Here is a 14,130-nt window from a genome sequence, read left to right as displayed (position 1 = left end):
TTAATTTTATCCCTCTATTAATAATATTCCAAAACAACTATAATTTAAAGAAAAAAAATAGAGATAACATCTGTTATCTCCTAAGATAAGTTACCATTCTCCTGGATAAGCAACTATTAATACATTAACCTGTCTTCTTCCCCAACTATCACATTCACTTGCCGAGTTAAGATATAAATCTATTATGTTACCTTTTATAGCACTACCTGTATCTGCTGCAATTGCGTATCCATATCCATCTACATACACTTTACTTCCTAATGGAATCACTGATGGATCAACTGCAATTGTACTCATGCCGCCTGAAATTCTAACAGGTGTTCTACCTGTAGCAGTAGTAGAATGACCACTATATGCGGTTGCTTCACAACTTAACTTCTTCTTGTAATTTACACTATCTCCACTTCTACTTGCATACACTTGACCAGTTCCTTTTATCATAACTTTGTTTTGTGGTTCAGAAATAGTTTTAGTGCTCTTTACATTACGAGAAATTTCTTTCCCATCTTTATATACTACTTGATAAGTAATTTCCTTTTCGCCATTAACTCCATCACTCTTAACCTTTTGAACACTGCTGTCAAGATTTGGATCTTTCTCGACTATTGTATCAAAGTTAATTGCTTCTTTCTCAACAACACTTTTTGTTTGAACTTTGACAAGTTGTACACTTTCATCACCTTGTATTTGTGAATCTAATGCTGGTGATGCTTCATCTACATGTTGGTCAAATTCAATTCCTTGTTCCTTTAATGCATTTTTTTCTGCCTCTAACATATCTCCAATAGTATTTTCTGCTGTTTTTACTTCTACTTTTTTACCATTTGCATTGATTTCTATTGGGACAGCTGTTTTTAATTTAATAGTTTCTTTCTCAGATACTTTGGATTCCAATGATGGTTGCACTTTATCTTTAGAAGATATTTCTACTCCCTTTTCTTGCAACACATCCTTAACAGTCCCCTTGTACGTGACAAAAGTCTCTTCTTTACCGTCTATACTTATTACGAGCGTTTTTCTTAAGCTCATTACTGTCACCGCAGTAACAATTACAACTGCCATTGCAACTGTTCCAATTATAATTTTTGCCTTCGGACTGTTAGAAAAACTTTGCCTAGTAAAATTTTTCAATTTTTCTATCATTGATTTCCCTCCTTTGGCAAGAGTGTCTTTTGAATTATATCTTAATATTCCAGACTTGTCAAATTATCAACCTCTTGCATTATAATGAAGCATAGCAATAATGCACTCTCGTGCATAAAATTATAATATATAAAAATGATAGCAGTTTTATCTATACCTCATTGCATAAAGTAATTTTCAACGATATTAAATTGTGAATTCTAATTAACTAATTATAAATTAAGTACAATATTAAACATTGTAGTGTACAAGCTATATTTTACCTTATTTTTCCTTTTGAGTCAATCTAAAAAAGTTTTCATTAAACTTCAAATTTGCTTCATATGCATCGATTTGCTTTATTTCTGCAATTTTTCTGATTATATATTCAATATAATGTGATTTGTTTCTTTTTCCTCTGTTTGGCTCAGGCGCCATATATGGACAATCTGTTTCAACTAAAATTCTATCTAAAGGTGCCTCTTTAGCAACTTCTACAAGTTTTTTAGCATTTTTAAAAGTTATCACACCTGTAAAACCTATATAATATCCTAGTTTTATACATTCTTTAGCAAACTCTACGCTACCTGAAAAACAGTGCACTACTCCAATAACTTCTGGAAATTCTCTCATTATCTCTAATGTATCTTGATGTGCATCTCTATCGTGAATAACAACAGGTAAAGATAATTCCTCTGCTAATTTCATTTGTTTTCTAAATACATCTTTCTGAACATCCCTTGATGGATTTTCATCCCAATAATAATCTAATCCAATTTCTCCAATTGCAACTATTTTATCATTTTTCTTAATATAACTTTTTATTTCATCTAAAGTGTCTTCTTTCATTTCATCAGCATTTTCAGGATGTATCCCCAATGCACCAACTATAAAATCATACTCTTCAGTTAATTTGTTTGTTGTTTTTAAGCTCTCGTAAGATGCTGCACAATTTAATACTCCAACTACCCCATTTTCTCTAATTTCATTTAATACTTGTTCTCTATCTTCATCAAACTTTTCATCATCATAATGAGCATGGCTATCTATTATTTTAAATTTCTTTTCCATATAATATCCTCCCTTTAGCATATTTCTAATATTTATTAAATTATGAATTTTGACACGTAATTGACATATTTCTAGGGTAATATTTAAATTGTAAAGTAGTTAAAGCATTATTATTTACCCCTTTTAACCATTATTTCATATGGTTAAAGAACGTCTCGCCCCCCTAAGCGAGACGTTCATTTATTTTTAATATTTTTTATGTAATAAACGATCTTTTTCTTCATCTATCCTTTTTTTATCTATTCTTTCAAATAAAATTTCAACATTATTAATTTTACCACTTTTAATTTCTATAGGCATCCATACTGCATTCTTTATATCTAAAAAGTTCCTGATTTTTTGTGCTGCGAATGGCATAAATGGCTCTATTAAATTAGATAAATTAGCTATAAACTGAATACATGTATATATGCTCTGCGTACACTTTTCCCTATTATCCTTAACAGTTATCCATGGTTTTTCATCATCAAAAAACTTGTTTGTCATTCTTACCATGTTAAATACACTTTCTAGTGCACTTTTAAATCTGCCTTCTTCTATTTTATCTCCAACCTCACAGTATAAATTAAATATCTTATTCCTAATCTCTGTATCCATTTTACCACTAGGTATTTCTCCATTAAAATTATTATTCACAAAAGTTAATATCCTATTAATAAGATTTCCAAAAAGGCCAACTAAATCAACATTATTTGTTGTTATAAATCCCTTCCATGTAAAATCTGAATCCTTAACTTCTGGGCCATTTAATATTAAATAATATCTTATTAAATCTACATTATAATTATCTAAAATGTAGTCTGCCCATACAGCCCAGTTTTTAACTGCTGAGAAGTTTTTACCTTCTAATTTTAAATATTCACTTGATATTTCTCTTATATTCGGATTCTTTATACCTAAACCAGACAATATAGCCGGAAATATTACTGTGTGAAATGGAATATTATCTTTTCCATGTACAAAATAAATTCTACTATCATTACCATTCCAATATTCCATATAATCTTCTTCACGTTCATTTATACATTTCATACTAGCTGTTAAGTAACCCATTACGGCTTCTATCCAAACGTATATCTTTTTATCCTCATACCCCTCTAAAGGAACATCAATTCCCCAATTGAAATCTCGAGTTACTCCTCTGTCTCTTAATCCTTCGTCAAGATATCTCTTTGTTATTTTTTGAGCATTCTCTCTCCAACCATTTTGACGTATATAAATTCTTTTTACATCATTTTCAAACTTAGATAATGCAAAAAATAAGTGCTTTGTTTCTTTTATTATAGGTTCTGATTTACAAAATACACATTTCTTATGTAATAACTCTTCACTTTCAAATATTTCTGAACAATCATCACATTGATCTCCAATTGCATGCCCTCCGCAAGCTGGACAAGCACCCTCAATATATCTATCTAAAAGATATTGTTTGCAATGTTCACAATACATTTGTTCTACATTTTTTTCATAAATATATCCTTTATTATATAACTCTTTTATAAACTCTTTAACTTTATTTGAATGATATTCCGTATGAGTTTTAGTAAATATATCAAAGGAAAAGCCTAATTTTTCAAAACATGCCTTAATTTTTTCATGATACTTTATACTTGCTTCCTCTGGAGTAATTCCGTCTTCTTTTGCTTTAATTGTTACTGGTGTTCCATGAGAGTCACTACCTGAAACAAAAACCACATCATCTCCCATTAATCTATGGTATCTAGCTAATACATCCCCTGGAAGCAATACTGCTATCCTTCCCAAATGAAGTTCTCCATTAGCATATGGCCAGGCATTACCTATTATTACATTCACAAAATCAACTCCTTTTCTCAATTAAAGCTCACAGTTAACAATAAACATCTATAGGATAAAACGTCTAAAGGACATTTCTAAAAAATAAATACTCTTAAAAAATCCCATAGACGTTTTATCTAACACTGTTAACTGTTGTTTGTCACCTATTAACTATCTTACTATGCTGCCAGTTGGAAGTTCACCTGGATCTACAGCTTTTAATATACTGTCATCATCTGTTGCAGCACATAAAATCATTCCTTGTGATAATTCCCCTCTTAATTTTACTGGCTTTAAGTTAGCAACTAAAACTACATTTTTACCTACTATTTCTTCTGGTTTATAGAACTTAGATATTCCAGAAACCACTTGTCTTTCTTCTCCACCTAAATCAACTTTTAATTTTAATAATTTCTTAGCTCCCTTTATTGATTCACATGCTAATACTTTTACTACTCTTAAATCAACCTTTTCAAAATCGTCTATTGTTATTTCTTCTTTTATAGGTGTAATTTCTCTCTTAGCTGGTGCTTGAGCTGCTTTTAAAGCTTCTAATTCTTCTAACTTCTTATCTACATCTATTCTTGGAAATAAGTTATCAGCTTTTACTACCTTAGTTCCTGCCTTAGTTCCATCAAATGACTTTAATGATTCCCATGAAATTTCTGTAGTATTAATTTGTTCATTAATCTTGTTAGCTGTTTCTGGTAAGAATGCAGAAATCATTATTGATGCAAATCTTAAGCTTTCAGCTAAATTATAAAGAACTGTTCCAAGTCTAGCCTTTTTACTTTCATCTTTAGCTAATATCCATGGAGTTGTCTCATCTATATACTTATTGGCTCTTCCTATTACTTCAAAAACATATTCTATAGCCTTTGGTATATTTAATTCATTAATTGCTTCTTCAATTTTTCCTGGTGCTGCTAATGCTAAGTTAATTAATTCATCATCAATAGCTTCTTTTTCAGCTTGTGCTGGCATTTCTCCACCAAAATACTTTTCAACCATTGCAACTGTTCTTGATAAAAGGTTCCCTAAATCATTACAAAGATCTGAATTTATCTTCTTTATAAATATTTCATTATTAAATAGTCCATCTGCTCCAAATGGAATTTCTTTCAATAAATAATATCTTACTGCATCCACTCCAAATTCATTTACAAGAACAACAGGATCTACTACATTTCCTTTAGATTTTGACATTTTTCCACCGTCAACAAGTAACCATCCATGACCAAATACTTGTTTTGGAAGTGGCATATCTAAAGCCATTAACATTATTGGCCAATAAATTGTATGGAATCTTAAAATATCTTTTCCTATTAAATGTACATCTGCTGGCCAGAACTTATCATATAATTCAGTATTTTCTTGACCGTATCCAAGTGCAGTTACATAGTTTGACAATGCATCAATCCATACATATACAACATGCTTTGGATCAAAAGTTACTGGAATTCCCCAGTCAAAGCTAGTTCTTGAAATACAAAGATCTTGAAGACCTGGTCTTAAGAAGTTGTTTAACATTTCATTTTTTCTTGATTCTGGTTGAATGAATTCAGGATTTTCTTCAATGTACTTTATTAATCTATCTGCATATTTGCTCATCTTAAAGAAATAAGCTTCTTCTTTAGATTTTTCAACTGGTCTTCCACAATCAGGACAGTTTCCATTTTCTAATTGAGTATCAGTCCAGAATGATTCACAAGGTGTACAATACCAGCCTTCATAAGAATCCTTATAAATATCTCCTTGTTCATATAACTTTTCAACTATCTTTTGAACTGATTTAACATGATAATCATCAGTTGTTCTGATAAATTTATCATAGCTAATATTCATCATTTCCCAAAGATCTTTAATTCCTGCAACCACTTCGTCTACATGTTCTTTTGGTGTGATTCCTTTTTCTTCAGCGATTCTTTGAATCTTTTGACCATGTTCATCTGTTCCAGTTAAGAACATTACATCATAACCTGTTAATCTCTTAAATCTAGCTAAAGCATCAGCTGCTACAGTAGTATATGTATTTCCTATATGTAGCTTTGTTGATGGATAATAAATTGGTGTTGTTATATAATATGGTTTCTTACAATCTTTACACATTATTTGTGTTCCTCCTTATTTTAAACAATGATGATTAATAATTTTAAAACATTCATTGTAATTTAAATCATTACATTTTCTAAATCAAATTGCTAACTGTAATATCTACTCTTCAATTAATAAAATTCATAATTAGAAGCGATAAATTGAGTGCATTATTACCACTAAGCATCAGCTTTAGATAAATAAACTTTTTTACATATATATACTAATAAAAAAATCTCTATATAGGTATATTAAAACCTATATAGAGACGTATTATACGCGTTACCACTCTACTTCTTATTTACTTCACAATAAATAACTCACTAGGTGACTATCATCACCTCACAATATAACGGTTGCTCCCGTACTTTCCTAACTAATTTATATTATAGCTCAGAAAATATACTCTAAGACCATCTTCATAAAATTCACAAACGCTAATTTTCAGCATACATCAGCTCTCTTATGGAATGTTTATTTTACTACTCTTCTTTTCATTGCATTTACTTTGTATCTATTATTTCCTAATATACATATTGTATCTAATTTTATTAATATAATCAATAAATATATTATAAATTATATAACATATTTCTCGTATGAACGCTAATTACATGATACAATCTATAATTTTAATATATCTTTTTATTTCTTATTATTCTTTTTATACTCACAAGCTTTTGCCATTGATATTAAAAGCTTAATAGCAAAAATAAAAGCTATTATATATCCTATTATACCTATTAAAGATATGTCATTATATGTTGGTTTAACATTATTGCTTATTATTAAAGAAGAAGATAATATTAGTGCAGATATTAAAATTCCTTGCGTTATTCTATTAACCATCTTATTTATTTGAATTATAATATTACTTATGTCTTTAACTTTCAACTCAACTTTTGATTCACCTGCAGATAATTTGTTTAGCACCTCTAACGTTTTACTTGGAATCTTAATCGAATCTCTAACAAATGAATACATAGATATTACTAATTCTTCTTTTTCTAAACAATTAAGAATTACAAATCTATTTTTTGACCTTATAAAAGAAACTATAACATTTACAATTTCTAATTCCGGATCTAACTCTGATACAACACCTTCCAATATTATAAGACTTCGTATAAGTGATACTAGCTCTTTGGGTAATTGTATGTTATTTTTTATAGTTATATGCCATATTTCTTGCATTAATACAGATATCTTTATATTCTTTATTGAAGTTTCCAAATATGTGTCAAACATATATGAAATTGCATCATATAGATCTAACTTATTTACTTTTCCCTTTTTTATACCTATAGATAATATACAGTTTACTAATCTCTCTTTATCTTTAGTTGCTATTGAAATTATAGCTAAATTAAGCCACTTTTTCATCGAATGATTTATATGCCCCATTATTCCAAAATCCAAAAAACATAATTTTCCCCTAGATATAAGTATATTTCCCGGATGAGGATCACCATGAAAAAATCCATCTTCAAATACTTGCTTGCAATAAGATAATGCCAGCTTATTTGCAATATCATTAGTATCATATCCATTTTCTCTAAGTGCTTGCGTTGAATTTATTTTAAACCCATTTATTTTTTCAAGCACTAAAACCCTATCACTTAATAATTCCTCTATAACATATGGCGCATATACTGGAGCTACATTCTTATTATATTCCCTAAATCTTTTAATATTATCTGCCTCTAATACAAAATTTAACTCTTCCCTCGTTGATGATTCTATTTCTTCTAATACCTCTATAGGATCAATTATAGACATTTTTATTTTTGCTTTGGTAAATCTAAGTATTCTAATTAATATTGCTATATCAAGCTGTATGTTTTTATAAATGTCTGGACGTTGTATCTTAATGACTACTTCTCTATCATCATTTAGTATTCCCTCATAAACTTGTGCTATAGATGCAGATGCTATCGGTATAAAATTGATTTCTTTAAATGCTTCGTTCATTTTAATACCTAATGAATTTTCAAAAACTGTCTTCATATTTTCAAACTTTTCCTCTTGCACTGAGTCTTGAAGTTTTACTAATTCCTCAATATATTCCCTGGGTAATAAATCTGGACGTGTACTTAATACTTGGCCTATTTTTATAAAAGTTGGTCCTAATTCTTCAAATGCTTTTCTTAAATTTTCAGGTGATTTTTTATCTTGTGGATTTTTACTATCAAAAATATATCCCAAGCCATATCTTGCAAAAACCTTTATTATTTCCTTAAACCTATTTGAAGATTTCTTATTCATAAAAATAGACCTCCTTAATAAATCTATAACTCCATACTTATAATAAAACCTCCAACAAATATTAATTGGAGGCTTTATATTTTATATTCTATTGTTTATCTGTTATTTTTTTCTCTAATTCTGAAATTTTGTTTTTTATATCAGCTATATCTTCTTTAGTTGCAAAATTAAACTCTTTAATTATCTTTATTACATCATCCTTAGTCCTAGGTTTTATTTCTTCAATCTTCTCATTTGCTTTAACTTTAACTGTCTCAGCCTTTCCCTTAACTTCACGCTTTAACTCTTCTGATAATTCTCTTCCTTCGTCAACTGTGAGTTTACCTTTCTTAACCAATTGATCTACTGCCTCTATTGCTTTATCATATGTCATTGCCGCAGCACCAATCCCGGTTAAAAATAACTTTTTTGCTTCTTCTAATATATATATCATCTCCTAATGTTATTTTTTGAATATACCTAAATGTTCTTAAGTAAGAATTCTAATTTTAAAAATCCTCCCTTCAGTAACAATTAATCTTTTTAACATATCTATAATATATATATTTACCCTTATATCTAAATTATTCATTTAAATATAAATATAGAGCTAATTCATAAATTCTTCAATTTCCTTAACTTCTTTAATCATATTTTTAGTTAAAACTTCACATCCATTTTGAGTAACTAAAACATCATCTTCTATTCTTACTCCAATGCTTTCTTCCCCTATATAAATTCCTGGTTCTACAGTAAATACCATACCTTCTTCAAACACAAAATCTCTGCCTTGTGGCTCTACATCATGAGTATCTAACCCCAAGTTATGACCTATACTATGCCAATAATATTTGCTTACTTCTTGTTTTTCTTTTATAATCCCTAGTTTAATACATTCTTCAGCAATTAAATCTCTAGACCATGTATTAAGTTCTTTATAAACAACTCCAGGTTTTATTTTTTCAATAACTGCCTTATTTACTCTAAGCACAGCTTCATAAACTGCTTTTTGCCTTTCAGTAAATTTTCCGTTAACAGGAAAAGTTCTTGTTATATCTCCATTATAGCAATTCCATTGTGCTCCCAGATCAAATAATATTAAATCTCCATCTTTCAATTCACTATCATTGTCAACATAATGAAGAGTAGTTGCGTTCTTTCCTGTAGCTGCTATTGTTCTAAATGCAAAATCCTTAACGCCTCTAGTCCTACATTCAAAATTAAAATACGCTTCAAGTTGATACTCTTTCATTCCTGCTTTAGAATTACGCATTAAGGACTCAACTCCACTGATTGTTATATCTATTGCTTTTTGCATCTCAGCTATTTCCTCTTTAGATTTAATCATCCTTAATTCTGTAATTTTATTTATAAGGTTTTTTACTACTAATTGAGGATATTTATTTTTAATCTTTCCTGCAAAACTAATTCCATTAGAATCTGCTTCTTCAATACTCTCTCTATCTAAATCTAAATATAAATTAACTTTTTCTGTTCCTTGAATCAATTTATTAACATAAGGATAAAACTCATTCATATATACTGAATCTTCTATTCCCGAAATCTCTTTTCCCTCATAATCTCTTAAAGTTTTCCCAGTCCACATTTCTTTTGCTAAATCTAATTCCTTTAAAAATAATTTTTCACTTACTTTTCCCTTAAATTTAGTTAATACAACAATATGATTTTCTTCTTGAATTCCTGTTAAATAATAAAAGTTTCTATTTGGCGTAAACTGATATAATTCATCCCCTGTTTTTTTAGGCGCATTTCCAGCAAATAATATAACTATCGAATTATCTTCTATCTTGTCCATAAATCTATTTCTATTTTGTTTGTAAACATCTTTATCCATGAATTAACTTCTCCTTTTCTAATATAAAATATACTTACTAATTCTATGATACTCTCAAAATTAACAATAATAAAGATTTTAGATCTCAAATGTAAATTATTTCATTATAAATAAATTTACTACTAAAACAGCCATTATTATCGCAGTAATATCAGCCATTATCGCAGCCCATAATGTATGTCTTATTTTTTTCACCTTAACTGCCCCAAAATAAACTGTAATTGTATAAAATATAGTTTCAGTAGTTCCCATTACAACTGATGCTATAAGTCCTATCTTTGTATCTGGACCAAAGTTTTTTATTATATCTGTAAATACTCCAATAGCTCCACTTCCTGATAAAGGCTTAATAATTATCAAAGGTATAAGTTCTTTAGGTAAGCCTATCATATTTCCAAGTGGTGCTATTAAATTATTTAATAAATCCATTAATTTTGCTTCTCTAAATATCTGTACCGCTATTATCATTGCCAAAAGATAAGGAAATATTCTAAGACATACTTTCAATCCATCCTTAGCCCCTTCTATAAACCATTCATATACCTTTCTCCCTTTAAACATTCCATAGGTTATAATAAGTAAAAATATTATTGGTATTATGCTCTTACTTAAATAATTTAACATATCTATCGCTATTAACTCTCACAAAACTTTAATATTCTTATGTGATGAATTTCACAGCTACCTCCCAACTTTAATAACATTATATAAATTACTATTACGCAAATTAAATGAATCAATATTACTTTTGATAATTATAAATTTAGGCACATGAAAAAGAATTATGAAATATATGCTGCCACATGGACTTATTATTTTTTTGATTGTGCCTTATTAAAAATATCTCTGCAAAATTTTGCAACATATTACTCCAACGGTAGCTGCAGTTGCTGTAGATACTATTGCCGGCAATATTATTATCCCTGGATTTGATGAATTACAAGCTGCTCTTATGGATATTATTGTAGATGGTACTAGTTGAATACACGCTGCATTCAAAACTAAAAAAAGTGCCATATCATTTGATGCAGTTCCCTTTTCATGATTAAGTCTATCCATTTCTTCCATTGCCTTAATTCCAAATGGTGTTGCTGCATTTGATAATCCCATCATATTAGCTGTAAGATTCATCACTATAGCACCTAGAGCCTTTTCATCTTTAGCTGCTTCTTTAAAAATAATTTGCAAGATAGGTCTTAATATTTTAGACAATTTTTCTGTAAATCCACTTTTCTCCGCAACTTTCATAACACCACACCAAAAACACATAATGCCTGTGAGTTCAATTATAAATGTTACAGTACTTCCTGAAGAATTAACTATAGCCTTTGAAATCCCTTCTCCATTTCCACTCAATACTCCTACTAATATTCCAAGAAACACCAATGCAAACCAAATGTAATTTATCATAATTATTTGTTGCTAAATATCATAGATTTCATAAACACATATTTATGATTCTTATAAATTCGGCAACAGTTCACCCCCTTATAATCTCTAACTATTCTTTATATTTATATTCCTTGCACTTATTTTTTAGTAGTGATAGGATATAATTACGCACACAAAATAAAATAACAAGTTAAAAACATATTCCAAACTTATTATTTTTTGAACGTGCCTTGTTAAACATAATTAATATTAAAAGGAGAATAACTTTTTATGAAAGATTCAAACTTAAAAATAGCTCAACAAGATGTAGAAGAAGCTTTAAAAGCTGTAGAAGACATGGAGAAATTTATAAGCGATAATGAACCTTCAAAAGAACAATTAAAAGAAAAATTCATGTGCCTAACAAACAAAGTTCAAAAATTAGAAAACATATTAAAAAGCGAAGGAATCCTTTAAAGTACATAATAAGTATAATAAAAAAACACAGCAACTCTTAGGTTTCTGTGTTTTTTATTTATTATATTAAAGTACGTAAAAATAATTTATTTGAATGTGCCCAAAGCAACATCTTTTTCAACCTTTTCATTTTTTCTCAAAGATCCTTTTGTTGTTTTAGCAAATATTATAAAAGTAATAATAACAGATATAGCATCTGATACAGGACCTGCTATCCAAATTCCTGTTAATCCTTTAAACATCGGGATTATTATCAAACATGGAATTAAAACTATAACTTGCCTCAACAAACTTAAAAACATTGATATTTTAACTCTTCCAATTGATTGAAAATAATTTGTTATTATTATTTGTGCTCCTAAAAATGGTAATATACATAAATATATTCTCATTCCATATGAAGTCATTTTAATTAAATCAGGATCACTATTAAACATAAGCACTAATTTTTCAGCAAATCCTTCAACCACTATAAATCCACAAGTTACTATTATTGTTGCAATCATAATTCCACGATTAACTGTCTCTTTAACTCTCTTACCTTTTTTAGCCCCATAATTATATCCGATTATAGGCTGAAGTCCTTGATTTAACCCAAATATAGGCATTAAAAATATCATAGATAAGCTATTTGCTATTGTCATCGCACTTATTGCTAAATCTCCACCATATGTCTGCAATGAATTATTTGCAACTGCTTGAACTGCACAATTAGCAATCTGCATACTAAATGGACTTATTCCTATAGCAAAAATACTTACTACCATTTTCTTATCAAGTTTTAAATTTTTAAGTCTAAGTTTCAATATACTTGATCCTTTAGTAAAATAATATAAAATCCAGCAACTACTCACAGCCTGTGCAACAACAGTACCTAAAGCACCACCTCTAACACCAAGCCCTAAACCAAATATAAATATTGGATCTAAAATAGTATTTATAATTGCACTTATAAGCATAGATAGCATTGCTATTTTAGGACTTCCATCACTTCTTATAGAATGATTTAATCCAAAACTTATCATATTAAATATGCATCCAGCTAAAATAACTTGAATAAATTCTCTACCATATATTAAAATATTGTCACTTGCACCAAACATTATTAAAAGACGATCTGTAAATATAAATCCTAATATTGTTAAACAAATACTTATTATTATTAATAAAACAAATGCATTTCCTAAAAGTTTTTCTGCTCCTTCTTTATCATTTTCTCCAAGTTTTATGGATACTTTAGTTGCAGTTCCTATACCAACCAGCATACCAAAAGCTAAAATTATTAACATTAATGGCATTGCAATTCCAACACCGCCCATAGCCAATGCACCAATATCTGGTATGTGACCAATAAATACTCTATCTATTATATTATATAAAGTATTAACAAGCATTCCTATAATTGCTGGTATGGAAAATTCTAATATTAATTTTCCTACTTTCATTTCACCTAATCTTTTCTGACTACTCATTTTTAACCTCCTTACGTATAAGAGAGCTATTAGATAGTTTTTCTAATAACTCTACCAATTTATCAGATTCTTCTTCATTAAGACAACTTTTAATTCTAGATTCCCATTGGTTCATTATTGAATATACATCTTCTCTTATTCCATTAGCTTTTTCTGTAAGTTTTAAATTGTAGGCTCGTCTATCTGTTTCTTTTTTTACACGTTCCACATATCCCTCATCCTCTAATTTTTTTATTGCTCTCGCGGTTGTTGCTTTATCTAATTTTAACCTTTCTGTTAACTCTTCCTGAGTTAATCCTTCATTTTTATAGAGGTTTAATAAAAAAAGATATTGACCTGAGCCTATTCCAAATTTATTAAATTGTTTGCTAAAATATATACAACTTGCTCTATGAATTTCACCTATATATCTTCCTACAGATTCACATTCCTTCATTTTTTCGCTTCACCTGCTTCTGTAAATAAAATTAGTTGCTTTAACAACTATTTATATTACCACTAAATAGTTGTTAAAGCAACCAATTTTATAAGAAAACTCTATCATATGATTCCAAAAAAAATTTAGTCATACTAATCTACTTTTTTTACACATAAAATTTTATAAAAAAAGAATTACTCTAAAATAAG

General features: G+C 28.8%; 12 protein-coding genes and 1 other annotated feature. Of the genes, 1 reads left to right on the top strand and 11 read right to left on the bottom strand.

Annotated features, from left to right (window positions below):
- Window positions 1-90: 90 nt before the first annotated feature.
- The 9 genes from CLSA_RS00370 to CLSA_RS00330 all read right to left on the bottom strand — a co-directional run bounded on the left by CLSA_RS00370 (window position 91) and on the right by CLSA_RS00330 (window position 11,593).
- Window positions 91-1,143, bottom strand: coding sequence for a 3D domain-containing protein (locus CLSA_RS00370; protein WP_022743447.1), 1,053 nt, complete (start codon window positions 1,141-1,143; stop codon window positions 91-93).
- Between the two features lie 264 nt (window positions 1,144-1,407).
- Window positions 1,408-2,193, bottom strand: a complete 786-nt coding sequence (locus CLSA_RS00365; protein ID WP_022743446.1) for a TatD family hydrolase — start codon at window positions 2,191-2,193, stop codon at window positions 1,408-1,410.
- A gap of 186 nt (window positions 2,194-2,379) precedes the next feature.
- Window positions 2,380-4,008: a methionine--tRNA ligase gene (gene metG, locus CLSA_RS00360; protein ID WP_041715973.1), complete on the bottom strand. Its 1,629-nt coding sequence runs from the start codon at window positions 4,006-4,008 to the stop codon at window positions 2,380-2,382.
- Between the two features lie 153 nt (window positions 4,009-4,161).
- Window positions 4,162-6,099 (bottom strand): methionine--tRNA ligase, encoded by a 1,938-nt coding sequence (gene metG, locus CLSA_RS00355; protein WP_022743444.1) that lies wholly within the window; start codon window positions 6,097-6,099, stop codon window positions 4,162-4,164.
- Between the two features lie 246 nt (window positions 6,100-6,345).
- Window positions 6,346-6,591: a binding site (T-box leader), on the bottom strand.
- Between the two features lie 138 nt (window positions 6,592-6,729).
- Window positions 6,730-8,349: an ABC1 kinase family protein gene (locus CLSA_RS00350; RefSeq protein WP_022743443.1), complete on the bottom strand. Its 1,620-nt coding sequence runs from the start codon at window positions 8,347-8,349 to the stop codon at window positions 6,730-6,732.
- A gap of 88 nt (window positions 8,350-8,437) precedes the next feature.
- Complete coding sequence (locus tag CLSA_RS00345; protein ID WP_041716417.1) at window positions 8,438-8,773, bottom strand: phasin family protein; 336 nt, start codon at window positions 8,771-8,773, stop codon at window positions 8,438-8,440.
- 165 nt (window positions 8,774-8,938) lie between these two features.
- Complete coding sequence (locus tag CLSA_RS00340) at window positions 8,939-10,183, bottom strand: aminopeptidase P family protein (RefSeq protein ID WP_022743441.1); 1,245 nt, start codon at window positions 10,181-10,183, stop codon at window positions 8,939-8,941.
- Window positions 10,184-10,279: 96 nt separating this feature from the next.
- Entirely contained in the window at window positions 10,280-10,807 is a 528-nt protein-coding gene (locus CLSA_RS00335) for a spore maturation protein (protein ID WP_022743440.1), read from the bottom strand.
- A gap of 210 nt (window positions 10,808-11,017) precedes the next feature.
- Window positions 11,018-11,593: a nucleoside recognition domain-containing protein gene (locus tag CLSA_RS00330; RefSeq protein WP_022743439.1), complete on the bottom strand. Its 576-nt coding sequence runs from the start codon at window positions 11,591-11,593 to the stop codon at window positions 11,018-11,020.
- A gap of 252 nt (window positions 11,594-11,845) precedes the next feature.
- On the opposite strand from CLSA_RS00330, the gene CLSA_RS00325 reads away from it, so the two are divergent.
- Complete coding sequence (locus CLSA_RS00325; RefSeq protein ID WP_022743438.1) at window positions 11,846-12,031, top strand: hypothetical protein; 186 nt, start codon at window positions 11,846-11,848, stop codon at window positions 12,029-12,031.
- A gap of 86 nt (window positions 12,032-12,117) precedes the next feature.
- Here the strand turns inward: CLSA_RS00325 and CLSA_RS00320 are convergent, their stop codons facing one another.
- Window positions 12,118-13,503 carry an MATE family efflux transporter gene (locus tag CLSA_RS00320; RefSeq protein ID WP_022743437.1) on the bottom strand — a complete coding sequence of 462 codons (1,386 nt, stop codon included), beginning with the start codon at window positions 13,501-13,503 and terminating at the stop codon, window positions 12,118-12,120.
- Entirely contained in the window at window positions 13,496-13,939 is a 444-nt protein-coding gene (locus tag CLSA_RS00315) for a MarR family winged helix-turn-helix transcriptional regulator (RefSeq protein ID WP_022743436.1), read from the bottom strand. The genes CLSA_RS00320 and CLSA_RS00315 overlap by 8 nt, the downstream gene beginning before the upstream one ends.
- Window positions 13,940-14,130: the final 191 nt, after the last annotated feature.

It is taken from the genome of Clostridium saccharobutylicum DSM 13864, assembly GCF_000473995.1.
GTDB classification, from domain to species: Bacteria; Bacillota; Clostridia; order Clostridiales; family Clostridiaceae; genus Clostridium; species Clostridium saccharobutylicum.
Note: the sequence above shows the minus strand (reverse complement) of the source record. Positions and strands in the feature narration are given on the sequence as shown.

Excerpts from the sequence above, each read along its gene's own strand:
- CLSA_RS00370 (WP_022743447.1), bottom strand. The coding sequence starts at position 1,143 with ATGATAGAAAAATTGAAAAATTTTACTAGGCAAAGTTTTTCTAACAGT.
- CLSA_RS00365 (WP_022743446.1), bottom strand. The coding sequence starts at position 2,193 with ATGGAAAAGAAATTTAAAATAATAGATAGCCATGCTCATTATGATGAT.
- metG (WP_022743444.1), bottom strand. The coding sequence starts at position 6,099 with ATGTGTAAAGATTGTAAGAAACCATATTATATAACAACACCAATTTAT.
- CLSA_RS00350 (WP_022743443.1), bottom strand. The coding sequence starts at position 8,349 with ATGAATAAGAAATCTTCAAATAGGTTTAAGGAAATAATAAAGGTTTTT.
- CLSA_RS00340 (WP_022743441.1), bottom strand. The coding sequence starts at position 10,183 with ATGGATAAAGATGTTTACAAACAAAATAGAAATAGATTTATGGACAAG.
- CLSA_RS00335 (WP_022743440.1), bottom strand. The coding sequence starts at position 10,807 with ATGTTAAATTATTTAAGTAAGAGCATAATACCAATAATATTTTTACTT.
- CLSA_RS00330 (WP_022743439.1), bottom strand. The coding sequence starts at position 11,593 with ATGATAAATTACATTTGGTTTGCATTGGTGTTTCTTGGAATATTAGTA.
- CLSA_RS00325 (WP_022743438.1), top strand. The coding sequence starts at position 11,846 with ATGAAAGATTCAAACTTAAAAATAGCTCAACAAGATGTAGAAGAAGCT.
- CLSA_RS00320 (WP_022743437.1), bottom strand. The coding sequence starts at position 13,503 with ATGAGTAGTCAGAAAAGATTAGGTGAAATGAAAGTAGGAAAATTAATA.
- CLSA_RS00315 (WP_022743436.1), bottom strand. The coding sequence starts at position 13,939 with ATGAAGGAATGTGAATCTGTAGGAAGATATATAGGTGAAATTCATAGA.